The organism is Marinobacter sp. (assembly GCF_040882185.1).
Taxonomy (GTDB): Bacteria; Pseudomonadota; Gammaproteobacteria; order Pseudomonadales; family Oleiphilaceae; genus Marinobacter.
The window spans coordinates 96,885-119,184 of sequence record NZ_JBBEBW010000009.1; the positions used below are offsets into that span (position 1 = coordinate 96,885).

Here is a 22,300-nt window from a genome sequence, read left to right on the forward strand (position 1 = left end):
TATGAGTACCCGGATGAGGTGATTGATGTGGGGAAAAATGCCATGTAACCAGAGCAAGTTCAGTAGTGCCTGGTTATACCTCGACGATTAGCGGTGTCACCGCAATGCCGCCGACAGCCAACAGCAAGAACAGCACCAGCCCCAGAATCAATGGCTTGACGCCCAGTGCACGGAGCTTCTCAAATCGGGTTTCGTAGCCAAGTGCAGCCATGGCCATAGTAAGAGCGATCTGACCAATCAACGTCAGACTGGCGTTTAATGTCTCAGGTAAAGCAATCAGGCTATTGATCACCACCATGGCGATGAACCCGAACGCAAACCAGGGCACAGTAAGCTTACCCGCAGGTTCACCATTTCCCTGCGAGGCGCCATGGTACTTGAGCCACCACCTCCCCAGTATGAGCAGAAAGGGCACCAGCAGCATCACCCGCACCAGCTTTACAACCACTGCGTTAGCCTGAGCATCTGCCCCCACGGCGTTTCCGGCTGCTACAACGTGGGCGACCTCGTGCACCGTGGCACCGATGTAGACCCCATAGAGGCCCTCTTCCCAACCAAGCAGCGGAAACAGTGCGGGATAAACCACCATGGCCAGACTACCGAACATTACAACGGTTGCGACGGCCATGGCCGTGACTGCCGGCTTGGCCCGGATCGTAGCCGCCGTGGCCAGAATGGCCGCGGCACCACAGATGGCGCTTCCCGCACTAGTGAGTAATGCTGTTTCGGGGTCCAGTTTGAGCCAGCGGGTACCAAGTGAATATCCAACGATCATGACTGTGGCAATCACCAGCAGATCAAGCACGACTACTTGTGGGCCTAGCACAAACACTTGTTGTAGGGTCACGGACAGCCCGAAAAGCACAATGCCGGTTCGTAACAGCCACCGGATCGAAAACGTCAGACCCGCTTCTACAGATTGAGCATTTCGAGCTATCGGCAGGTTACCGACGATGACGCCCAGCGCCAGCGCGAAAACAAGAGGGCTGACACTGTTGGGGGTCAAACTGGCAAGTCCAAAGCCAACCCAAGTCACTGCGGCGCATAAAGCCAGTCCTTTCCACACATGCTATTCCTCTTAAAACAAAATGGAATAACATTATTCTAAAAATAAAATTATATTTGTAAATTGAATAAATCAGGAATAAATAATCGATTTTATGAATTATCTTTTTCAACTCCCTGGTTCCTAAAACTTATCGGATACTATTTTTGAAACATCCTTTGCCGTAGTGCATGCCAAAGAAATCAGGTATTAAGGGTGTTCTCCACAAAAAGTTCTTCCGGGGGGTAGATCGAATCGATCATCCCCTGATCCTGGGAGTAGTGGATAAAGCGTTCGAGATTTGCTCGGTTTCGTTGAAAACCGTTCTCCCAGGGATCGGTGCCGAACAGGGCTTTTTCCTGCTCGTAGTAATGACGCCCCCAGGCCAGCCGGGACCAGCCGGGGTCCTCGTAATATTCCTCGGCCAGTGATTTGGCCTGATTGAACAGATCGTAAAGTGCGCGGCCCAGCCACGGTTCCTGCTGAATCAGCTCTTGCCGGATGGCGATCACGTGCATGATGGGGAAGTCGCCGACGCGGCGGAAATAGTCGATCTCTGCGGCGCGACAGTCGTCTATCAGGCGCCGGGCCGGTAGTTTTCCGGAAACGACTGAGTGCGGCGGGTGGGGCAGGAAAAAGGCGTCGATTTCATGATTCGCCAGTTTCTGTGCCACGTCTTCCCGACTGCCGCCGATATAGTCCACCTGGACGCCGGGCTTGAAGTCGAACTGGACTTTTTCCTTAGTGGTAAGCAGCCAATGAATTTTCTCCCACGGCGTGTCGTACTGAAATTTTAGATCTCCTTTGGCGAGCAGTGACAGAGTCGTCTGAAAGGAGGAAATAGCGACCTTCTTGCCAATCAGGTCCCGAGGGTGGTGTAAGCCAGAATCCGGATGTACCCACATCTGACTGAGGCTGAACAGGCGTCGTGGGAACACGGGAATGCCGACGATGGGCAGGCCTCGGGCCCGGGCCATAAGGAAGGTCGATAAAGAAAACTCGGCGACGTCGAAATCACCGCCATGCAGCATACGTTCATGCCGACCTTTGCCGTCACGCAGCGGGGCAGACTGCCCGGTCTGATAGACCGTAAGGTTCAGTCCTTCTGGCAGTTGCAGGGTATTGTCGAAGAATGGAAAGTGTCGATCATAGCGTTCTATGGCGAGTGTCAGGTTGAGTGGTACAGCCATGGTCATGCCCTTGCCGAAATGCGCCCGGCAGGCTGAGCCGCCAGGCGCAGGTTCATTCGATCAATTCTTCGCTGACACGACGATCTCAACAACGTGAGGGGGCGTCTGTTCGATTTTTGCAAAGAATGCGTGCATCTCCTCCCCGGAACCGAAATTAACCGGCAAACCCTGACGTTCAGCATCAGCGAGAAATTCAGGATCTTGCGATGTGTTTTCCATCGCCGTGCGCAGGGTCTGCAGGCGCTCAGGGTCCAAACCCGGGGGTGCCACGAAGGGGCGGGCAAACATCAGGCTAGCGGCCAAAAGGTCCACGGCCAGACGCTGATCCTCCGTTTCGGCCATATCCCTGACCAGATCAACGTCCGGCAACAGCTCATGCTTTTCCATTGATAATTGATAGATGTGATTTACCGGGCGGTCTTCGGCAAGCCATTCCGGGGAGCGGGTCAGAATAGTGCTCATGAACTGGCCACCGATGCCGTCTACCTCGCCTCTTTGCATCGCCAATACGATGTCTGTTGAGCCCGGGTAACCGGCGATCACGGTAAGGTTAAGGTCGAACAGGTCCGCCAGAACCCGAGGCATGAAGTTGGTGCTTGAGCCGGCGCCAGAGCCGCCCATGGTCATGCTTTTCTCACGCAGGTCCATCAGGTGTTCGATGCCACTTTCGACGTTGGCAACGCCCAGAACGGTGTCATTGGCGATGCTGCCAACCCAATTAACCTCCTGAACGCTGAATTTGGCCTGCTTGTTGCCGAACATTGGCTCAAACGGAATACCTGAATTGACCAGCGCAAACACGGTGCCGTCTTTGGGGAGTGAGTTCGCGATCTGGTTCATCAGTACCAGAGAGCCAGCACCGGGGACGTTTCGAACCACCACGTTAGGGTTGCCCGGCAGATGTTTTGGCAAGTGGCGGGCGAGTGTTCGGGCGTAGGTGTCATAGCCACCGCCGGGAGAGAATCCAACCATCAATTCAACGGTCTGATCTTCGTAAAAGGACTGCTCACTGGCTTCATCGGCGACAGTGGCAACTGACATAAAGCATCCGATCGCCAGGCAGGCAAGCGCGGGTATTCTGAGTTTCATATACATGACCTTTTTTGTTTTACAAAATGGAACGGCGTTCTTTAATATAGAATGCCTGAACCAAAAAGCAACGTTAAATGACTCGCCTGACGTGCGAGTGACTCCAACAACCGTAAGAGGTCTTATGGCCAGTCAGAACGAATTTGAAAACCACTGTTGGCAGAACCTGTACCCACAGGACATTTACGATCTGTACGCGCCGTATCGACGTGAAACCGGCATCAAAGGTCGATGCGGTCTGCTTCTGGTTGACCTCTATAACCTCTGCTACGAAGGTGGCGACCGGCCAGTCAGTGAACTCTTCAAGGACTATCCCAGTTCCTGCGGCGAATACGCCTGGCGGGCGCTGGAGCCGACACGCCAAATCCTTGAAACCATGCGTAAGCTGGGGCTGCCGGTTTTATTCTCCACCAAGGATTTGCGCAATGCCGGACACGGCGCCAAGGCAAGTGCGACCTTCCGTAAACAGAAACGAACCTCTGGCAACGCCTACGACATCTATCCGGATTTTGCGCCGATAGACGGTGAGCTTGTGATCGCCAAAGAGCGTGCGAGTTGTTTCTACGGGACGCCGCTTGCCACTTATTTACAGAAACTGCAGGTGGACACTCTGATCGTTGTAGGTGAAAGCACCAGTGGCTGCGTGCGAGCAACTGCGACGGACAGCTATTCGTTCGGCTTCCACACGGTATTAATTGAGGAAGCTGTGTTTGACCGGAACCCGATTTCCCACCAGACCAGTCTGTTTGACCTGCACCATAAATACGCGGACGTTCTGACACTGGCGGATGCGTTGGAGCAACTTCAGTCTCAGGCGTCCAGCGCGATTCAGGATACAACGGTCTGAGTGAACCATTCGAGCGGCAACTCTTTGCCAAGTCCGGCGCGGCGGGCTTTGTCGAGGATCAGTGCGCCGGCAGCGGCAAACTGCAGCCCAAGCCCGACGTTGTTCATGAAGCAGGTGATTTCCTGTTCGTTGTTCCGACCTATCACCTGGCCGGACGTTAACTGGCCGATCTCCGGTTGGTTGAGCCAATCGATGCCGTCACTGGCTTTACGTTCGGCCCAAAGCGCATCGTCAGGGAGCGTGTTTTCTCCCATCATCAGCATGTCGGGTTCCCACAAACGGGTATGCACGGCAACCCGGTCTGCGCGCCGCAAACACTCAACGGGCAGTTCAAAACGCTTGAGGCTCGACAGGTGCATGCCGGGCTGTAACCAGTCGGCCTGGATCACCGGCTGCATGGAGTTGGTGGCACAGAGTATGATGTCTGCCTCGGTTACGGCATCCTTGGCCGAGTCAACCGGCGTGACCGGGACTCCAAGCTTTTCGGACCACTCTCTGGCAAACTCCTCCCGTTTTGCCTGCGTAGGGCTGTACACGCGGATATCGTCGATCGGCCGCACCGCGCAGGCCGCCAGGGCCTGGGTGCCGGCCTGAAAGCCTGCGCCAATCAGCCCAATACGTCGGGCATTCTGGCGAGCCATCATCTTGATGCCGAGGCCATTGGTGGCTCCCACTCGGAAGCGTTGGATAATGCCATCGGGGATGATGGCAAGTAGTTCGCCATTGTCGATGCTGAACAGCAACACCAGCCCAAGCCACCGATTACCGGGAAGCGTGGGTAGTTTTTCTTTGCGTTGCTGCCCTTCACCTTTGCCAGGCCATTGAATAATGTCGGAGCTGATTCGAAGGGCGTAAACGCCCCGTCGCGGGTAGCCGCCTTCCATGGACTTGAACACATAGCTGGCGTCTATTTCCGGGCGCGGGATGGCGGTGTCTGACCGATTACGGTTGATCGCCTGATTCTGGGCCAGATCACTGTAGGCGATGGCCAGTTCGTCGATCACCTCTGGCATGCTCAGCAGGCTTTCAGCATCGTCGTTGGTCAGTAGCAAGGTCATTGCAGGCCCCTAGTTCCGGATGTCCTGAAGAAACAGGCTGGTGGGAATCTCATACCCTAGCCCGGCGGCTTTCGCCAGCTCATAAACTTTGCCCGCAACCGCATAGAACTGAGCACCCTGCAGGTTTCCACGTTCGGACCAGGTGATTTGTTGATCAGAGGTACGACCGGGCGTTTTGCCGTTCAGGATGCCTGCCAGGGTGATTCGCCGCTCTGGCAGCCAGACTCCGCGAGCTCTCGTTCCCCAGCGCCCGTTGCCAAACTTTGGCAGATCGGGGCGCGCTTCCCAGGCGATGTACTCGGCGTCTGTTTCAAATTCCGGGTGGCCGGTGGGTGCCGGTGTATCACCGAATCGCAGGTATACATCGACTTTTTCCATGGTGGCCGGGTCGGGCCGGCCCTCGCTGCCTACCACAATCACATGGGCGCCCGGCTCAATCAGTGTGCCATCCAGCACCGAAACAGCGGAGTCCGTCAGTGACGCTATGATGTGCGCACCGCGGTATATCTGCTCGGGGCTGTCGCACACCTGGACTTCGATATTATGTTTCGCGGCCATGTCACGGCCAAAGGCTTCGCAGTTTTCCCGGGTGGGGCTGTAAACCTGCAGCCTCTTGATGTTGCGAACGCTCATGAACGCATCCATATGAGAACGCGCCATGCCGCCGGAGCCCAGCATGCCAACCACTTCGGCGTCCTGTCGGGCCATGTACTTGACGCCAATGCCGCCGTCACCCGCCACCCTCATATGTTGTAGAACGCCATCGTTGATAAACGCCAAAGGCTCACCGTTCTCAATGGAGGTCAGGAATATGAGGCCACAGAATAACCCCGGTTTGACACAGTATTTCTCCGAGGTGGTTGCACCGTTGTAAGTGGTTTCATACAAGATGTCCGACTTCATTCGAGTCGCAAAGTAGCCCTTGGTAGAGCCGCCTTCCATGGAGCCGAACTGATAATTTTTATTCGGGTCGCTGGTGGGAATCCGGATATCGATCCGGGGCCGGCAGGTGGCTTCGCCCGACACGAGATCCTTATAGGATGTTTCGAGTGCGCTAATGGTGGTGTCAACTGTGAGAACTTTGGCAACGTCGTCGTTATTGATGATAAGCGTCATAGTTTTCCTCGCATCGGGAGTCAGTCCCGGATGTCTTGTAGTAGCCAGTCGGTTGGAAGCTCACGACCAAAGCCTTTGGCCAGGGCCTGGGAATAAACCCAGCCGCCAACCGACGAAAATTGCAGGCCCTGGTTGCCGACGTTTCGGTAAAAGGTGACCTGGTCGGGGTGAGTTCTGCCGCTGGCTTTGCCAGAGATCAGGTCGGCAAAGTCAGGCTTGTCGCCGCCTTTGCCTCGGTCGTTGAATTCAGGGCTGTCGCCACCAAAGCCCGGTTCGGCGTTCTTCTCGGGGATGAGCTTCATCTGTTCGGGGGTCCCCCCGATAAACGCCGCTGGGCTGAATCCCCGTTCTGCCTGGAAGCGCTCTGTTTGGCGCATCTGAAGGCCTGCGGTGCCCTGCCGGACGACCACATCAAACTTTTCCATCGCCTTATCACTGATCTCGCGCCGGCTAAGGTTAGTCACGTGCATGCCCGGCTCGATCCAGTCGGCGTCATACACCGGCTTCATACTGGTGGTGCAGCTGGAAAGGATATCTGTGCCCTGAACGGCCTCTTTCGCTGAGTTTACGGCGATCACTTCAATGCCCAGCTTTTGCGACATTTCATCCGCATACGCTTTCCGATGTTCCGGGTTGGGGCTGAACACCTTGCACTGCTGGATGTCCCTCACGGCGGCAAAGGCTTCCAGATAGGTTCGTGCCATGCCACCAGACCCCAGCATGCCAACAACGTGGGCGTCCTCCCGGGCCAGATGTTTGGCGCCAAGACCTGCTCCGCCGCCAACGCGCATATGTTGCAGTGCGCCATCGTTGATAAACGCCAGGGGTTCGGCGTTGCGGGTGCTCAATAGGAAAATCAGTCCGCAATAGGTGCCGGGCTCGCGACAGTACTTTTCCTCGGTCCAGTTGCCATCTGCGGTTCTTGGCCAGGTGATCACATCGGACTTCATTCGGATGGCGAAGAAGCCGTCGTTCGCGCCTTCCATCGAGCCCCAGCGATAGTAGCTGTCGTCCTGACCGGTCGGCATGTACATGTCGATACGTGGTCGATGGATTGCGCCACCGGAGGGGATCTGGGTGAAGGCCGCTTCCTGAACACGGATACAATCCTCCATGGTCAGCAATTTGAACACGTCGTCGTTGTTGATGAGAAGCATGGGTCACCTTGTCTGTCTTTCGAACTAACCTATGCCACCCGCTTGTATAATGCGAATATATAAAAATAATATTGCCATAATAAAAACTGATACTGAGAGGCGGCAAAGACCCGATGAACCTGCACTTATTGCGAACGTTTACCAAAGTAGCTGAGCAGCGCAGCTTTTCCCGCGCCGGCGAAATTATTCACATCAGTCAACCGGCGGTATCCAGGGCCGTTCGGGAGCTTGAAGAGCAATTAGGAATAACGCTTCTGGAGCGGCGAGGCGGGCAGGTCAGGCTGACCGAGGCGGGCGCTGAACTCTACCAGCATGCCCGCGCCATCTTTGCGCTGGAGCAATCAGCCATGGCTGATCTTCGCGGGCGCCAGGGCCTCGAGCGGGGGAGCCTGACGGTCGGTGCGAGCCGAACCATCGGTACCTATTTTTTGCCACCTGTGATCGCTGAATTCCTGCGCCAGTTTCCGGGGGTGGATGTTCGTATTATCAGCGAGAATACGGAACTGATTCAGCGACGGTTGCTGGCTTACGAGCTGGATGTGGCATTTGTCGAGGGTGCTGTAGAGGACGCTCGGGTTGATCAGGCGTTCTGGCATGAAGATGAACTGGTCATTCTGGCGCACTCGCATCACCCGCTGCTTGATCGTCAATCACTCAAAGCGTCTGATATGAATGCTGAGCGCTGGGTCCTGAGGGAGCAGGGCTCCGGCACCCGAACGGTGACGCTCGCTCTGTTAGAGCAGGCGGGCGTTGATGTGAGCCGCACCATTGAGGTTGGCGGCAATGGTGCGCTGGTGCAAAGCGTGGCGGCTGGGTTGGGGCTTGCGATGGTGTCGTCGGCTGCGGCCCGGGAGCACTTGAGCGTTGGCAAAGTAAAAGTGCTTGAATTTCCGACCTGCTTCAAACGCTCCATGCACCGCGTTCGCCTCAAGAATAAGCCGGCAAGCCCTGCCGCACAGGCGTTGATGAGGGTGGCCGATGAGGTGGCGAAAACCTTCGTGTTGAGTTGAGCCCTGCCGTAGCGTCACGAACCTCCTGTTTCCTTTCTTGTTCTGCAAGTATTGTTCTGTTATGTGGAACGGTGTACCTTAAAAGAGATTCACAGATTATGGGATTGGAGAATAACAATGACCTATCAGACTGTGCCTCTCTCGCCGGCGCTTGGGGCAGAGGTTAAGGGTGTTGACCTGACTCGGATGAATGCCTCCGAAGCGCAGGCCCTAAACGAACTTTGGCTCAAACATCATGTATTGGTCGTCCGGGACAGCCCGCTGGGTGAAGATCAACTGGTCGAGTTTGCACGGGCTTTCGGCTCGATCGAAAACGCGCGCAAGATGAGCCCGCTGGCGAAGCGTCCGGAAATCATGGTGATCTCGAACATCCGCGAGGGGGGCGCCGCGCTCGGTGCCCTGCCAGACGGTGAGCTCTATTGGCACTTCGATCGCGTTCACCAGACAGTTCCCAACAAAGCAGGGGTACTGCATGCTATCGAATTACCCTCAAAGGGTGGGGAAACCCGGTTTTCGAGTACGTGTAAGGCCTACGACGCGCTGCCCGAAGACACCAAGCGTAAGCTCGAAGGGCTGACCGCGCTCAACACCTATCAGTACGGACAAACAACCTCAACCAACAAGCAACTGACGGAAGATTCCCCCTCAGCGGTTCACCCGGTGGTACGCACCATTCCTGAGACTGGCCAAAAAGCGCTGTACGTCTGCCGTCTGATGACGGACCGGATTGTGGAACTGCCGGAGGCAGAAAGCCGTGATCTGCTGGCGGAGTTGTTTGACCACTGTGAGCGGCCAGAATTTACCTACGAGCACAGCTGGAAAGTGGGCGACACCCTGATTTGGGACAACCGCTGCGTACTTCACGCCAGGAACGATTTCAACGAGAACGAGCGCAGGCTGCTCAAACGAGTCACTGTGGGCGATACCGTCGCACCTATGCCCTGATTCACCCCTAGCCAGATTAAGGAGCAGAACATGAGTTCAAGATTGAATGGTCGAGTCGCGATTGTCACCGGCGGTGGACATGGCATTGGAAAGGCCTATGCGAGACGACTGGCTGAGGAAGGGGCAAGCGTTGTTATTGCCGAGATTGATGCCAAAGCGGCGTCTTCGGTTGCGGAAGAACTCAACGCAGAAGGTTTTCACGCACTGGCGGTGCACACCGATGTGACGAGTCTGGACAGCGTCAAGGACATGGCCAGGCTTGCCGCAGAAAAGTTCGGTCGAATCGACATACTGGTCAACAACGCCGCCATTTTTATTTCAGTCCCCATGTCACGGGCACCGTTTGATGAAATCGATCCCGATGAGTGGGATCGGATGATGGCGGTCAATGTGAAAGGTGCCTGGTTGTCATCCTGCGCGGTGGCGCCTTATATGCGTAAGCAGCAGTACGGTAAGATCATCAATATCAGCTCGGGTACCGCGTTGAAGGGCGCTGATAACCGCATTCACTACGTTGCCTCAAAAGCGGCAATACTCGGGTTTACCAAAACGCTGGCCAACGAACTTGGCAAAGAGGGCGTCTGTGTGAACTGCATCGCTCCGGGTAGCACGATGAGTGAAGAGAACCCTGATGACGCAATCAGGAAAAGACGCGCCTCTGCCGCCTCAACGCGAGCCCTCCCACGACTTCAGATGCCGGAAGATATGCTGGGCGCGGTGGTGTTCTTTTCGTCAGCGGACAGTGACTTTATTACCGGCCAGACACTGGTGGTCGATGGCGGTTCCTGCATGCATTGAGGTTCAGTGGCCGGGTCGCGTGGCGATCAACTCTATTTCCAGGTGCTTGTCCGGGCTCGCCATACCGTCGACATCGAACAGGGTAATGACAGTGGCTTCGGGGTCATTGCGGGTTGCCAGCGTGGAAAGTACTGGCGCCCAATCGATATTCTGTCCGCGCTCCCGGAACAGGTTAAGCTGGCACACATTGGACCATTGCAACTCCTCTGCCTGGAGCGCCTCGTCCAGCCATGCCAGGCTCTTCTGGCACTGTTCTTCGATGCTGACACCCGCTTCGGCCATGCCAGAGGTAAACAGGCCGTTTCCATGGGCAAGATAATGCAGGTATCGGCGTGGCGGATCGAATTCAACCGGTTTACGGGCTGAGTTGCGGTGATCCGGACAATAGAGCGCATTGATGCGAATGTCTCCAGGTCCCTGGAAGACGGTTGTCGAGAAAAAGCTCGAGGATGCTGTTCGCTCCTTGTCGTCGATGAGCTTGCGGCGTACCGCTCTGACTTCTTTACTGATAGCTCGTGAGCGCATCCAGAACCGGATAAAGACCAGATCAGACAGGCTGCCGCCGAGTGTTTCGCACGCGAAGCCGAGGTCTATCAGCAGTTGTTCTGTCTGTTCCGCAGGCGACCCAGCTCCCGCGTCTCCTTCCCCGGTCAACTCCCATGTTGTCAGTCCGCGAAATTGTTGCTGCCTTACATCAATCATTTAAGGCTCCGTTCATTACACCGGTACTAAACCGACGGAATCATTTTCAGCACCGGCCAAAAATCACCGATGACAGTGTGTGGCCACGGCAGTGTCATGATCTGATCAAACAGGACGTAAACAAACAATGTCAGCACCATTGCGTAGGGTATGGCCAGCTTGTAAGGCTCGGAGCGTTCCAGGCGCATATAAGTGATGACGAACAAGGGGATCGTAGGTATCAGCCCGATAACCGCCATGGAGATAACAAATGCCAGAATCCAGCCCAGAAACAACAGGGAGCGCAGGCATTGCGTGGTCAGGCTAAGGCCTTCGAAGGAGCTGGTGGTATCCATGTGCATACTGCTGTGTTCATTGACCGTGACCTCCTGCTCACCAGCGGCCAGCCGTCGATTGGAGCGCAACAGTTTCACCAGAAAGCTGATACTGAGTATGGTAACCGCCGTCAAACCTATAATGAGGGCGCCGATGCGCGCCTGAGGACGCCACTGCGTGGTCTCGTAAAGGGCGTAGCCGACAACGATCGCCAGGGCCAGATAGAACAGGTCGGAAAATCGCAGAACCGGCTTGCCAAAACTGGTGGCCATATTGCGGAAACCGCCTTCAGCCCGGACAATCTGCAAAAGGGCCCGAATCAGAATCAGGGCGGTCAGACCAAACGCCACCGCAACCACTGGACGCCCTATCCAGTCGAAGCCATAACGGCGAACGGAGATATAAAGGTATTGCTCGACGATGCTGCCCAGAACAAAACCCAGAACCAGTGGCGGACGCGGCCATTTCATCTGCTTCATGGTCCAGCCGATAACGCCAAAGATCAACAGTGTGTATACGTCTCCCCAGGCGCGGTTCGCCTGAAACGCGCCGATGTACATGATGACCAGGACCGCCGGCACAATCAGGGTGTAACGCAGAGTTGCTATCTTGGCAAACTGGCCACTGAACGCGAAGCAGAGACCGGCGCCCGCAATATTGGCGATGGCAATGCTCCAGACCATGGAATAGGTCAGTTCAATGTTTTCTGTCAGCATGCTGGGGCCAGGGACAATACCCTGAATCATGAAGGCCCCCAGCAGAAGCGCCATCGATGCGCTGCCAGGCACACCAAAGGCGATGGTGGGCAGAAGCGCGCCGGATTCCTTGGCGTTGTTGGCGCTCTCGGGGGCAATTACACCCCGGATGTCTCCCTGGCCGAATGTCTTTTTGGCGCCTTTGAGTGTGTTGAGTGCGTAGCCGTAGGCAAACCAGTCAACAACGGCCGAGCCCAGCCCGGGTATTGCGCCCACCGCCGAACCGAGCGCACCACATCGCAGGATAAGATACCAGTTCTTCAGGGCGTCTTTCGCACCCTTGATCATGCCGGTGTGGGTATTAAACTTTGATTTGGAGACAATGGCGCTTTTGTTGACGGCCAGGTCACACAGTTCGGGGATGGCAAAAACCCCCAGTACCATGGGCACGAGCGGCAGGCCCTCCCAGAGGTAGAAGCTGTCCATTGTCCATCGCTGCTGACCGGTCTGACTGTCGATGCCGATCATCGCCAGCATGATGCCGATGCAGGCGGCAAGCAGGCCTTTCAGGGGGGCGTTTCCTGACAGGGTGGCGACCAGTGATAGCCCGAATATGGCGAATGCCAGCAGTTCCGGGGAGCCGAGATACAGGATGACAGGACGCAACAAGGGTATGGAAATACCCAGAAGCAGGGCGCCGAACAGGCCACCGATCAGTGACGCGACGTAGGCCGCTGCTAGTGCGCGGCCAGCTTCGCCCTTTTTGGTGAGAGGATAGCCGTCCAGCACCGTGGCCTGTGAGCCGGCGGAACCGGGGATACCGAACAACACCGAGGGTATGGTGTCACTGGTGGCAGTCACCGCTGCCAGCCCCAGCATGATAGCAATGGCGGCGTAGGGATCCATGGTGTAGGTAAAGGGCAGTAGCAAAGCCAGCCCGACGATACCACCAATACCGGGCAGTATGCCCAGTACCAGACCAATCAGGACGCCAGTCACAAGAAGTAGCAGCCGCATGGGTTCGGTAATGATCGCCAGTGCAGAGCCAGCAGATTCCAGGTACGTTAGAAAATCCATTGTCAGGATCCTAAAAAGAAAAAAGTCTCAGGGAATCATCTGGGCGCCGCCGTTGACCACCACGCACTGTCCGGTCATGAACGCCGCTTCCTCACTGAAAAGAAATCGCACGATGCCGGCCACATCTTCGGGCTGACCGATGCGACCCAGGGGAATTTTATTGCCGCGTGCCCGTAGTTCTTCTATCGAGGTGTGCGCCAGGGGTTGCGCGGTTTCTGTGACGCCGGGAATGACCCCGTTGCACCGGATGTTGTGGGGCGCCAGTTCGAGTGCCGACGATTTCGTAAAGGACACGATGCCGGCCTTGGAGGCGGCATAATGCGCGCCTTTTGGAGTACCTTGCAGGGCGCGACCGGATGCAATATTCACGATGCAGCCGCGCTGCGCCTGAATCATAGCTTTCGCAAAGACCTGTGTGCAGAAAACGGTACCCAGCAGATTAACGTTCAACACTGCACGCCAGATTTCGGGTGTGACGTCGACGATGGCCGCGCGCGGGAAAATTCCGGCGTTGTTAACCAGCCCGTGAATGACTCGGTGTGCCTCCAGAGTTTTTCTGGCCGTTTCGAAAATGCGGTCCGTATCGCCCAGGTCCACGCCCCAGGATGTGGTCTTAACGCCGAGCGCTTTGCACGCTGCTGCCGATTCCTCGCAGGCCTCTTCGTCGATGTCCCATAGCGCCAGATGGACACCATCACCGGCCAGCTTTTGGGCAATAGCGCGACCGATGCCGTGGGCGGCACCAGTCACAACGACAGTGTCACCGGCCTGGATGGTGCTCATGATCACTCCAGCCGCACGTTCTTCGAGAAATCATAGGTCTGGGGTATCACGGCATTGAAGCGCCACTGGATGTCATCGCCTGCGGTGAAAATGTTCTTCAGCGTCCGCTCCAGAAATGACTGCTGCGCTGCCCAGCCAGCTTCGGCCTGCTGCTTGCGGTAACGTCCGGGCATGGTGTCGTTCAACCAGCCGTGCGGTGCACCGGAATAGATGTTGAGGTCGTAGGTCTTGAAATGAGACTCAAACACATTGCGAAGCCGGACAACATCCTCTACCGCAATAATGTGGTCGTTGGAGCCGAATGCACCGAAAATTGGGCAGCCGACGCGTGCGATCAGATCTTCAAGCGCTTCGGGCTGTTCTTCCTTTATGCCCCATTCGCGCTTGGATGCGCCGCCGTACCAGAGGACCACAGCGGCGACGTCGTTACGGTGTGCGGCATACACCAGCGGGTGTCGGCCGGTCTGGCAGTAGCCCGCTACCGCAATTTTTTCGTTGTAGACTTCCGCCCGATCACGCAGCCAGGCCATGGCGACGTCTATCAGTTCTACGGACTCGGGATCCGTCAGGTCGTAACGGGAGTCGCCAGCGTTGAGGGCGTTTTTGTCGGCGTGACGGAAAAAGAAGTCGGGCGCAATGGTGGCATACCCATCAGTGGCGCAGCGAACAGCCTGGTCTCTGGTGTGCTGAACCAGCCCGTAGCGTTCGTGCATCAGAATGACGGCGGGTACGGCTCCGGCCTGTTCCGGGTAAGCAAAGAAAGCTGGCATACCGTTGGGCAGCGTGATTTCCTCAGTTGCAACATTTACAGCCATTGGGGCGGGTTCCTTAGGAATGGTTTTTCAGCATAGCTACTACGTCATCTGAATTTCTGACGCGGCTCATACGAGGGAAAATTCGTTTCATGAGCTGGTCGTGATTGTCGATCTCCAGCGAAGAACAAGCGTCCGGTACGATGACCAGGTTGTAGTCCAGATCCCTTGCCGAAAAGGCCGTACTGGTGACGCCGACGTCGGTAGAACCGCCGGCCAGAATAATAGTGTCGATGCCCCGTGAGCGCAGTGCGAGATCCAGGTAAGTCTGGAAAAAGGCGCTCCAGCGGTATTTGGGAATCATGTAATCGGATTCCTGTGGCGCCAGTTCGTCGATGACTGCGGCCTCCCAAGTGCCGCCCGCGACCACGGGCTTGAATTCGGGCTTCTGGTCAATGGGCAGCGGGTTGAGGCGGTTGTCAGTGTCGCGGATGGTGTGCGCACTGGTGGCGTTGTCTGGACGGTGATTGGCCGCCGCATAGGCAACCATCATGTTTTGCTGTCTTGCCGCCTGTAACAGGGTTTGTCCTGCTTTGATCACGGGCACATAGCGGTCAAGAGGCTTTCCCTCATTTTTTTTGATATGGCCGTTAAGCATGTCAAAAAACAGCAGGGCGGTTTTCTCTGGATTCAGTGTCTCTTTGAACATTCTTCAGGTCTCAGCTTTTTTAATGCAGGAAAGCCGGGCGCACATCGGGCCCGGCGGGAGATGACCGTATTACCTACTCGGGTCGTAGATTCGGACCATGCGTTCGATGATTTCAGGCGAGGTATTGAACACGCGGTCCATAAAGGCGTTAATTTCCGCCCCGGTGCGCGGCGCGCCGGTAGACAGACCGATAGCCTTGGCCTCGCTCAGGAACTCCGGATCAACGAAGGTATCTTCGAATGCCTGACGCATGGCGGCGAGACGGTCAGCCGGGACTCCTGGGGGCATGAGGTAGGGGCGCCCCAGTGTCAGTGGTGCAAACGCGACTTCCAGCAAGGCCAGGTCGTCTTCGTCCGTTATCAGATCCGCAAGGAAAGGCACTTCCGGAATTGCCGGTTCAGGCTGCGGTCCGTATTGCAGAAGTAGCTTGACCAGGCCTTGTTCGACCCACTCACCGCGTGTGGACATCAGTGACCCGTAGAAGACGCTGGGGTAGCCGTCTACTTCGCCCCGCTCCATGGCGAGGAAAGAATCGTTCTGGCCCTTGTAGCCGGGAATGTCTTCAATCTGAGTGTCGAGCAATTCGTTGATAATGCGGGTGTAGAAGCTCGGGGTTGAATTCACACCGGACGAGGCAACGGTGATCTTGTTTTGCCGCACGTCCTCGATGTTGTCCACATCGACTTCGTGCCAGACCACCAGCAGGCCGGTTTCGACACTGGGCGTGCCGAGCCAGTTAAATTTGAGGGCATCATAGTCCACCTCATTGCCGAACAGCGCTTCAAAGGGGGCGTTGTTCTGTAGGCCGCCAATGACGCTGCCGTCTTTCTCAGCGATGTTGTACAGATAAGTGGTGGCTACAATGCCGCCGGCACCGGGCATGTTCTGGACAATGATGTCCGGGCTGCCGGGAATGTGTTTTGGCAGGTGTTTTGCCATAAGCCGGCCGAGCGTGTCATAGCCACCGCCCGGTGACGAACTGATAATGAAGGTTACGTCGTTACTGCTGTAGAACTCTTCTGCCGTCTCTGCCATGACCGAAGCAGTAAGGCTCATAGCCAGGCCAAAAGCCGCTGCCTTTGCGATTAATGAGTGTTTCAATGAATATTTCATGAGGCTTTCTCCGTAGTTCCTGGATCGACTTATTGTTATCAGCCAACCATGGGGGGGTGCTGCAATTTATGTTGTTCATCGCTTCCTGCAATCAGTCACGATCAGTCGTCCTCCCTTTGAAGGCCAGATATCCGCCGTCGCACAGCAGGTCGGTTCCGGTAACAAAAGATGCATCGTCTGAGACAAGGAACAGGGTGGCGTTGGCCACTTCATGCACTGTTCCAAGTCGGCCGAGCAGGTACAGTGGGCCGCGGGCAGCTCGTGCCTCATCGCGGTTACTGAACCTTCGCATGCGCCGCTCGGTGTCGATGCCACCCGGCGAAAGTGAATTGGCTCTGATATTGAATTCGGCGTAATCGACCGCCAGGCAGCGGGTAAACTGCATCAACGCGGCTTTGGTGGTGGTGTAGGGGGATCTCAGGGGCACGCCAATCTGGCCGAGTTGGGAGGTGATGTTGACTACCCGCCCGTCGCCGGCGTTGCGCATTGCTGGCATGGCGTATTTGCAGGCCAGGAAGACCCCGGTGAGATTTACACTGAGTGTTCGGTTCCAGTCCTCCAGAGAGATGTCCTCAGCGCGACCGTCCTCGGTGACAGTGGCGGCCGCATTGACCAGAATGGTGAGCTTGCCAAACTGCGTCACAGCTAGATCGACGGCTTTTATGGAGGTTTCCGGGTCCGCAATGCTGCCGCCCAGAGCGACCGCTTTGCCGCCTGCCTCGCGGATCTGGCGAGCGGTCTCCTCGGCCTTTTGAGCGTCCATATCCGACGCAATTAAAGAGGCTCCCTCAGCGGCAAGGGTCAGTGCAATGGCGCGACCAATTTCGCCACCACCACCGGTAATCAAAGCGACATGACCGGCTAATTTCTTTGCCTTCGACGCATCCATTTTCAAAACGCCTTAATGTTTTAGCTGTTCCGAACTGAGGAACGCCTTTCCTTTAATTAAGATTTCATGAAGTCTGAGGAATGTCAAGATGGCAGTGTTGGCGTGAACGAACTGAACCGACTCGGGGGTAGATCTAGTCTTGTGGGGACGTATGAGTTATTGCGCTTTCCAATCGGCTGCCAGAAGTATGGTGCCAACCAGAGACAGCAGAACGCCCATGATCACGGTTGGGGTCAGCACCTCATGATCGCGGTTGATCACGTAGCCTGCACACACCCGCGCAATCAGTGAGAACTGATGAATCGGCGCGACGACGGTAACGGGCGCCAGGCTAAGCGCCATGAAGTACAGCATTTGCCCCAGATAGACCAATAGTCCTGCGAGTGCGTACCAGGGCACGGCCTTTCTGTCGGTTTGGCGAATATGCCGGAGTTGCCCCGGCGCCAGGCTGGAAAACAGCCCAAAGACCAGCGTGGCCGCCGAATACGCAATCAGTCCGCCCAGAATGCCGAGGTTGGTTCCTTCAAGGCCGGAACGAATCAGCACGGGGCTGGCTCCATAGGAAATCGCAGCGATCAGGGCGGCGCCGTAGCCCATCAGAATTTTCGGTTTGAAAAAGCTTTCTTCGGGCGTTGCGCCAGGTTCGGAATTAAGAGTTGCGAGGTGAGCGTTAAGCTTGTTACGTCGCCGGATGCTGATCGCAATAATCAAAGGCGAAATGAACACCAGGCTCATGCCAACCAGCTTGAGTGGCGTCAGTGTTTCGTCAAGCAACACCACCGCGAGCACGACCGCAATCCACATCTGAAGCTGTTGAACCGGGCCTGCCCCCACAGAACCGAGTGCTGCGACTGCACGGTAGTTCCAATAGCGTGCCCATGAATATTGCAGAATGCCGGAGGCTGCCAGGAACAGCGCTGCCTGGCGAGAAAGTTCATCAAGCTGGTAAAGCTGGCCAGAAAGCCAGGCCGCAAGAAGTGCCAGCGGCACGCCCATAGGCACGGTAATTGCCATGGCTTGAGAGGCACTACCGTCCAGTACGCCACGTCTGAGACAGGCGCTGTTAATGCCCTGTAAACAGCCGCTCAGAAATGCGAGCAATGCTCCAATCACCGGGTTGTCACTTTGTTAGTTGAGGGTAGCGTTCGGAAGATCTGTAAAGAGCAGAACCCTTTTGATAATCAGGTCTCGTCATCCGCTTCGTAGGCTTTGAGGCCACCCTGAATACTGACTACGCGGGTGTAACCAATTTGCTGCAAGGTATCTGTTGTCAGTGCCGCGCGGTTGCTGCCGCCACAGTAACAGACAATGGGCGCATGCTTGTCGGGCGCCACTTCACCGATTCGCATGTCCAGGGCGTCAGGACTGATATTCAGTGCTCCTTTGATGTGACCCAACTCGAATTTATCCTTCTCACGCAGATCGAGCAAAAGCGCCCCCTCGACAATCTTATCCCGAGCCTCGGCGGGTGAGACTTCGGTTATGCGCTGTTTGGCTTCCTTGGCCCGCTGCAAAAAATCCTCAGTGTGCGTGGTCATTGGCAATTTCCTCAAAGTGTGAGCGGTTGATATCAGCTACGTTCCGCTGACCGGAGCAGCCGGGTGAGGGCCGATTGTCAGCAGGTTATCCCGGTAATCGGTCAATCCGTCCTGAAGCGAATAGGTCGCTCGAAAACCCAGGTCTTGGGCAGCCGCCCTAACGTTTAGAGCGGCAATGGGCGGGATAGGGTCGCACGGCTCCAGTGAAATATCGAGACTGGGCTGCCAGGCGGTCAGTATGTCACCCAGCTCTTGGGCTGAATGCACAATGCCGGTGCCCACGTTGTAAGTTCCTCCTGCCGGATTCTCCGGTTTGCAGGCAGCCAAAACGGCCGATGCGGCGTCTTTGCAATACAGGTATTCGTTTGATCTGAAGCTCCGGTTTGGGAGGTGCACGGGGCCACCCGCCATGATTTTCTGCATCAGCCCGGCCATCGCTGTGCCAATGCCGGACCCGCCTGAGTAATGACCGAATCCGTAAACAGCCGCTGGGCGCAAAATCACGGTGTTGAGGTCGTAGCGCTCGGCGAATGCGCGTATGAGCTGCTCCGTGCAGACTTTGGTAGTGGCATAGATTCTTGTGCGCCCGATTGGCGCATTCTCGGTAATTTCCTCCGAGTTGATAAGGTCACGGGCATACACTCCGAACGAACTCAGAAACACGAAGCGCCTTACCGACACCTGCCGGGCGGCTTCCAAAAGATTCATTGAGCCCATGACATTTGTGTTGATGCCGTTGAAAGGGTCTTCGTCGAGGCGTTTACCGATCAGTCCTGCGGTGTGAACAATCGTATCGACACCCTGGTCTTGGACAATCTTGAGCAGGCCGTTCGAATCGCAGACATCTGCGCGCACGACAGACAGCTTGTCGACATGCTTGCCGAGCATCTGGTGCAGGTAGGTTCTGTTCGGTGCCGCGTCCAGCAATACCACAGTGTGGCCCGCCGCAAGCGCCTGTTGCGCAGTGTTTACACCAATCAGTCCAGCGCCAGTAATTAACAGCTTCATCGAAAGATGCGCCCCCTCAAATCATGGAAGTATCGACGTCATTAGACTCTTGAAGTTCGGTCAGCCTATGGTTTTAGTTTTTTCACGTGCAAAAGATTTTTTGATTTCCTGTTGGGTAGAGTCTAGCATTCCACATAGAGGATCATCGTTCCGAATAGTATAAATAAAGCATCATTAAAAACAACAACGAAAAGGTTGAAAAATGTTGGAGCCAGCCCTCGAAGGCCTGCTAAACGCTCTAGCCAATAACAAGTGATCATTCTGCTGATACTAAGTTGGAAAAACCAAATTTGCCCACTTCTGTATTCGATAAATCTGACATATCAGCGACGCTGCCCCTTCTTAGACGGAAAACAGTAGTGGTCGCTGGAATACCTAAACCATCTTCTGGACAGTGAAACAATGGGACAATACCGCGTAACGGTTGATACTGGAGGAACCTTCTCAGATTTTGTTTATGTCAACGAAGACACTGACGAAGTCACGATAGCCAAGATTCCCTCTACCCCGGACGATCCCTCAAAGGCTATTCGTGAGGGCGTCCAACTGCTCATCGACAAGGGCGTGCCAGCGTCCGACATACGCTATTTCTGCCATGGCACTACGGTTGGCACCAATGCCTTGCTGGAGGGTAAAGGTGTGCGCACTGCGCTTCTGGTGACTGAGGGGTTCCGAGGTATTTACGAGGTGCAGGAACAGTCTCGCCCGCACGGCTCTGTTATTTTTGACATTCTGTATGACCGGCCCAAACGCCTGGTGCCGGCAAGCCTGACTGGGGAAGTGTCGGAACGGGTGTCGTTCAAGGGCGATGTGTTAAAAGAGCTGGATGAGGAAGCGTTGCGCCAGACGCTTTGTGACCTCGCACTGAGAGAGGTCCAGTCCATTGCGGTCTGTCTGCTGTTTTCGTTTCTTCATCCGCAGCACGAGCAACGGATTCGTGAAATCATTCACGAAGAATTGCCGGATGTCAGCGTCTCCCTGTCCAGTGAGGTTATACCGCAGATCCGCGAGTATTATCGCTTATCTACCACCGTTATAAACGCCTATCTCCAACCCATCCTCGCCCATTATATCGCCAACCTGGATGAGCGGCTCGCCAGTGCCGGAGTCAACACCAAACAGAAATACATCATGCAATCTAATGGTGGAATGGCAACCTTTGCCGCCACGGCCAAGAAAGCTGTGGCAACGGTTCTGTCCGGTCCGGCTGGCGGCATCACCGCGGCTGTGAACGCCTGTAAGACAACCGGTGCCCAGAATCTGGTGACGTTCGATATGGGGGGCACCTCCTGCGATGTCGCCCTGATCAGACACGGCGAGCCGTCAATCTCCAATCGCGGCAAGATCGACGGACGCGATATCGCACTTCCAATGATCGGTATTAATACCGTCAGCGCCGGGGGGGGGACCCTGGCGAGGGTGGATCGATTCGGAACACTGGAAGTCGGGCCCGAAAGTGCCGGAGCAGTACCGGGACCTGCCTGTTATTCGCGGGGGGGAGACCAGCCTACCATCACCGACTGTAACCTTGTGCTTGGGTACCTCGGCGAGGACAACTTTCTTGGTGGTGGTATGCGGCTGGATAAAGCGGCCGCCATTCAGGCAGTTGAGAAGGTAGCCAAACCTCTGGGTATGGATGTCCTCGACGCGGCTGAGGGCATCGTCCGGATCATTAACGTCAAGATGCAGGAGGCGGTCAAGGCGATCTCTACCATGCGCGGTCACAACCTTCAGGAATTCATGTTGCTTGGGTTTGGTGGGGCCGGCCCCTTGCACGCCGGTCGGATCGCCGAGGATCTGGGGATGGCAGGGGTCATTGTGCCGCTGTACCCCGGCGTTTACTCGGCGATGGGTCTGGTCATGTCCGACGTTAAGCACGATTACATCCGTTCTCGGCTAAGCGACATCGCCAGTGTTCCTGAAAGTGAGGTCGAGGCCCAATTTGCGAGCCTGGTTCAAGAGGCTCGCGATGAGCTCAAGGCCGAGGGTTTTGAGGCGAGTCAGACCAGCATCGAACGTTCGCTTGATATGCGCTACGCGGGACAGGGCTACGAAATCACCATGCCGATTCCGGATGATTTGACGGAGGGTGCGTTAGCCCGGGTCAGGTCAGAGTTTGATGAGTCGCATCGTCAAACCTTTGGCCATACGGCACCGGACCAACCTGTCGAAATCGTATCCTACCGACTGCGCAGTGTCGGACGCGTTCCCCCGGTTAATTTGCCAAGCTTCGAGCCGCAAGGCATTGCCCTGGAAGATGCCATTCGGGAGCACCGACCGATGAGGTTTGATAAGCAGACGCTCAACTGCCCTGTTTATCAGCGCGAGAAACTGGATGTCGGGGTCAGCTTTAAGGGGCCAGCGGTTGTTGACCAGCTCGACTGCACGACGGTTATTTTCCCGGGGCAGACGGCCCGGGTAGATAGCCACAAGAACCTGATTGTCACCATTAAGGAGGCCTGAG

General features: G+C 56.0%; 21 protein-coding genes. 5 read left to right on the forward strand and 16 right to left on the reverse strand.

Annotation, left to right across the window (positions count from 1 at the left end; all coding sequences use genetic code 11):
• Positions 1-73: 73 nt before the first annotated feature.
• The 3 genes from WEB64_RS07125 to WEB64_RS07135 all read right to left on the reverse strand — a co-directional run bounded on the left by WEB64_RS07125 (position 74) and on the right by WEB64_RS07135 (position 3,324).
• Positions 74-1,066, reverse strand: a complete 993-nt coding sequence (locus tag WEB64_RS07125; RefSeq protein ID WP_368058057.1) for a YeiH family protein — start codon at positions 1,064-1,066, stop codon at positions 74-76.
• A 182-nt stretch (positions 1,067-1,248) separates the two neighbouring features.
• Positions 1,249-2,235 (reverse strand): ABC transporter substrate-binding protein, encoded by a 987-nt coding sequence (locus WEB64_RS07130; RefSeq protein WP_368058059.1) that lies wholly within the window; start codon positions 2,233-2,235, stop codon positions 1,249-1,251.
• Between the two features lie 60 nt (positions 2,236-2,295).
• On the reverse strand, positions 2,296-3,324 hold the full coding sequence (locus WEB64_RS07135; protein ID WP_368058061.1) for a Bug family tripartite tricarboxylate transporter substrate binding protein: 1,029 nt from the start codon (positions 3,322-3,324) through the stop codon (positions 2,296-2,298).
• 124 nt (positions 3,325-3,448) lie between these two features.
• Between WEB64_RS07135 and WEB64_RS07140 the strand changes: the two genes are divergently transcribed.
• On the forward strand, positions 3,449-4,171 hold the full coding sequence (locus WEB64_RS07140) for an isochorismatase family protein (protein WP_368058063.1): 723 nt from the start codon (positions 3,449-3,451) through the stop codon (positions 4,169-4,171).
• Here WEB64_RS07140 and WEB64_RS07145 read toward each other — a convergent pair.
• From WEB64_RS07145 to WEB64_RS07155, 3 genes are read right to left on the reverse strand one after another with little or no spacing between them, the layout of a single operon-like run.
• Positions 4,153-5,229: an ornithine cyclodeaminase family protein gene (locus tag WEB64_RS07145; RefSeq protein ID WP_368058065.1), complete on the reverse strand. Its 1,077-nt coding sequence runs from the start codon at positions 5,227-5,229 to the stop codon at positions 4,153-4,155. The two genes, WEB64_RS07140 and WEB64_RS07145, sit on opposite strands and share 19 nt — an antisense overlap.
• A gap of 9 nt (positions 5,230-5,238) precedes the next feature.
• Entirely contained in the window at positions 5,239-6,345 is a 1,107-nt protein-coding gene (locus tag WEB64_RS07150; protein ID WP_368058068.1) for an ornithine cyclodeaminase family protein, read from the reverse strand.
• 20 nt (positions 6,346-6,365) lie between these two features.
• A complete protein-coding gene (locus tag WEB64_RS07155) occupies positions 6,366-7,502 on the reverse strand; it encodes an ornithine cyclodeaminase family protein (protein ID WP_368058070.1) in 1,137 nt (378 codons plus the stop codon).
• A 113-nt stretch (positions 7,503-7,615) separates the two neighbouring features.
• Between WEB64_RS07155 and WEB64_RS07160 the strand changes: the two genes are divergently transcribed.
• The 3 genes from WEB64_RS07160 to WEB64_RS07170 all read left to right on the forward strand — a co-directional run bounded on the left by WEB64_RS07160 (position 7,616) and on the right by WEB64_RS07170 (position 10,255).
• On the forward strand, positions 7,616-8,512 hold the full coding sequence (locus tag WEB64_RS07160; protein ID WP_368058072.1) for a LysR substrate-binding domain-containing protein: 897 nt from the start codon (positions 7,616-7,618) through the stop codon (positions 8,510-8,512).
• A 117-nt stretch (positions 8,513-8,629) separates the two neighbouring features.
• The gene (locus tag WEB64_RS07165; RefSeq protein WP_368058074.1) at positions 8,630-9,457 is read left to right on the forward strand and encodes a TauD/TfdA dioxygenase family protein; all 828 of its coding nucleotides are present in this window, start codon (positions 8,630-8,632) and stop codon (positions 9,455-9,457) included.
• A gap of 30 nt (positions 9,458-9,487) precedes the next feature.
• Entirely contained in the window at positions 9,488-10,255 is a 768-nt protein-coding gene (locus tag WEB64_RS07170) for an SDR family NAD(P)-dependent oxidoreductase (RefSeq protein ID WP_368058076.1), read from the forward strand.
• Positions 10,256-10,258: 3 nt separating this feature from the next.
• On the opposite strand, the gene WEB64_RS07175 is transcribed toward WEB64_RS07170, so the two are convergent.
• The 10 genes from WEB64_RS07175 to WEB64_RS07220 form a co-directional block, all read right to left on the reverse strand.
• Positions 10,259-10,957, reverse strand: coding sequence for a hypothetical protein (locus tag WEB64_RS07175; RefSeq protein ID WP_368058078.1), 699 nt, complete (start codon positions 10,955-10,957; stop codon positions 10,259-10,261).
• Positions 10,958-10,983: 26 nt separating this feature from the next.
• A complete protein-coding gene (locus WEB64_RS07180; RefSeq protein ID WP_368058080.1) occupies positions 10,984-13,044 on the reverse strand; it encodes a tripartite tricarboxylate transporter permease in 2,061 nt (686 codons plus the stop codon).
• Between the two features lie 27 nt (positions 13,045-13,071).
• Positions 13,072-13,827 carry an SDR family NAD(P)-dependent oxidoreductase gene (locus WEB64_RS07185; protein WP_368058081.1) on the reverse strand — a complete coding sequence of 252 codons (756 nt, stop codon included), beginning with the start codon at positions 13,825-13,827 and terminating at the stop codon, positions 13,072-13,074.
• A 2-nt stretch (positions 13,828-13,829) separates the two neighbouring features.
• Entirely contained in the window at positions 13,830-14,642 is an 813-nt protein-coding gene (locus WEB64_RS07190; RefSeq protein WP_368058083.1) for a dienelactone hydrolase family protein, read from the reverse strand.
• Positions 14,643-14,655: 13 nt separating this feature from the next.
• Positions 14,656-15,288, reverse strand: a complete 633-nt coding sequence (locus WEB64_RS07195) for a cysteine hydrolase (protein WP_368058085.1) — start codon at positions 15,286-15,288, stop codon at positions 14,656-14,658.
• 69 nt (positions 15,289-15,357) lie between these two features.
• A complete protein-coding gene (locus WEB64_RS07200; protein ID WP_368058087.1) occupies positions 15,358-16,401 on the reverse strand; it encodes a Bug family tripartite tricarboxylate transporter substrate binding protein in 1,044 nt (347 codons plus the stop codon).
• Positions 16,402-16,492: 91 nt separating this feature from the next.
• Positions 16,493-17,290 carry an SDR family NAD(P)-dependent oxidoreductase gene (locus tag WEB64_RS07205; RefSeq protein WP_368058089.1) on the reverse strand — a complete coding sequence of 266 codons (798 nt, stop codon included), beginning with the start codon at positions 17,288-17,290 and terminating at the stop codon, positions 16,493-16,495.
• Positions 17,291-17,446: 156 nt separating this feature from the next.
• Complete coding sequence (locus WEB64_RS07210; RefSeq protein ID WP_368058091.1) at positions 17,447-18,391, reverse strand: EamA family transporter; 945 nt, start codon at positions 18,389-18,391, stop codon at positions 17,447-17,449.
• 80 nt (positions 18,392-18,471) lie between these two features.
• A complete protein-coding gene (locus tag WEB64_RS07215; RefSeq protein WP_368058093.1) occupies positions 18,472-18,828 on the reverse strand; it encodes a rhodanese-like domain-containing protein in 357 nt (118 codons plus the stop codon).
• Positions 18,829-18,864: 36 nt separating this feature from the next.
• Positions 18,865-19,836 (reverse strand): NAD-dependent epimerase/dehydratase family protein, encoded by a 972-nt coding sequence (locus WEB64_RS07220; RefSeq protein ID WP_368058095.1) that lies wholly within the window; start codon positions 19,834-19,836, stop codon positions 18,865-18,867.
• Between the two features lie 402 nt (positions 19,837-20,238).
• On the opposite strand from WEB64_RS07220, the gene WEB64_RS07225 reads away from it, so the two are divergent.
• Positions 20,239-22,299 carry a hydantoinase/oxoprolinase family protein gene (locus WEB64_RS07225; RefSeq protein ID WP_368058097.1) on the forward strand — a complete coding sequence of 687 codons (2,061 nt, stop codon included), beginning with the start codon at positions 20,239-20,241 and terminating at the stop codon, positions 22,297-22,299.
• Position 22,300 lies beyond the last annotated feature (1 nt).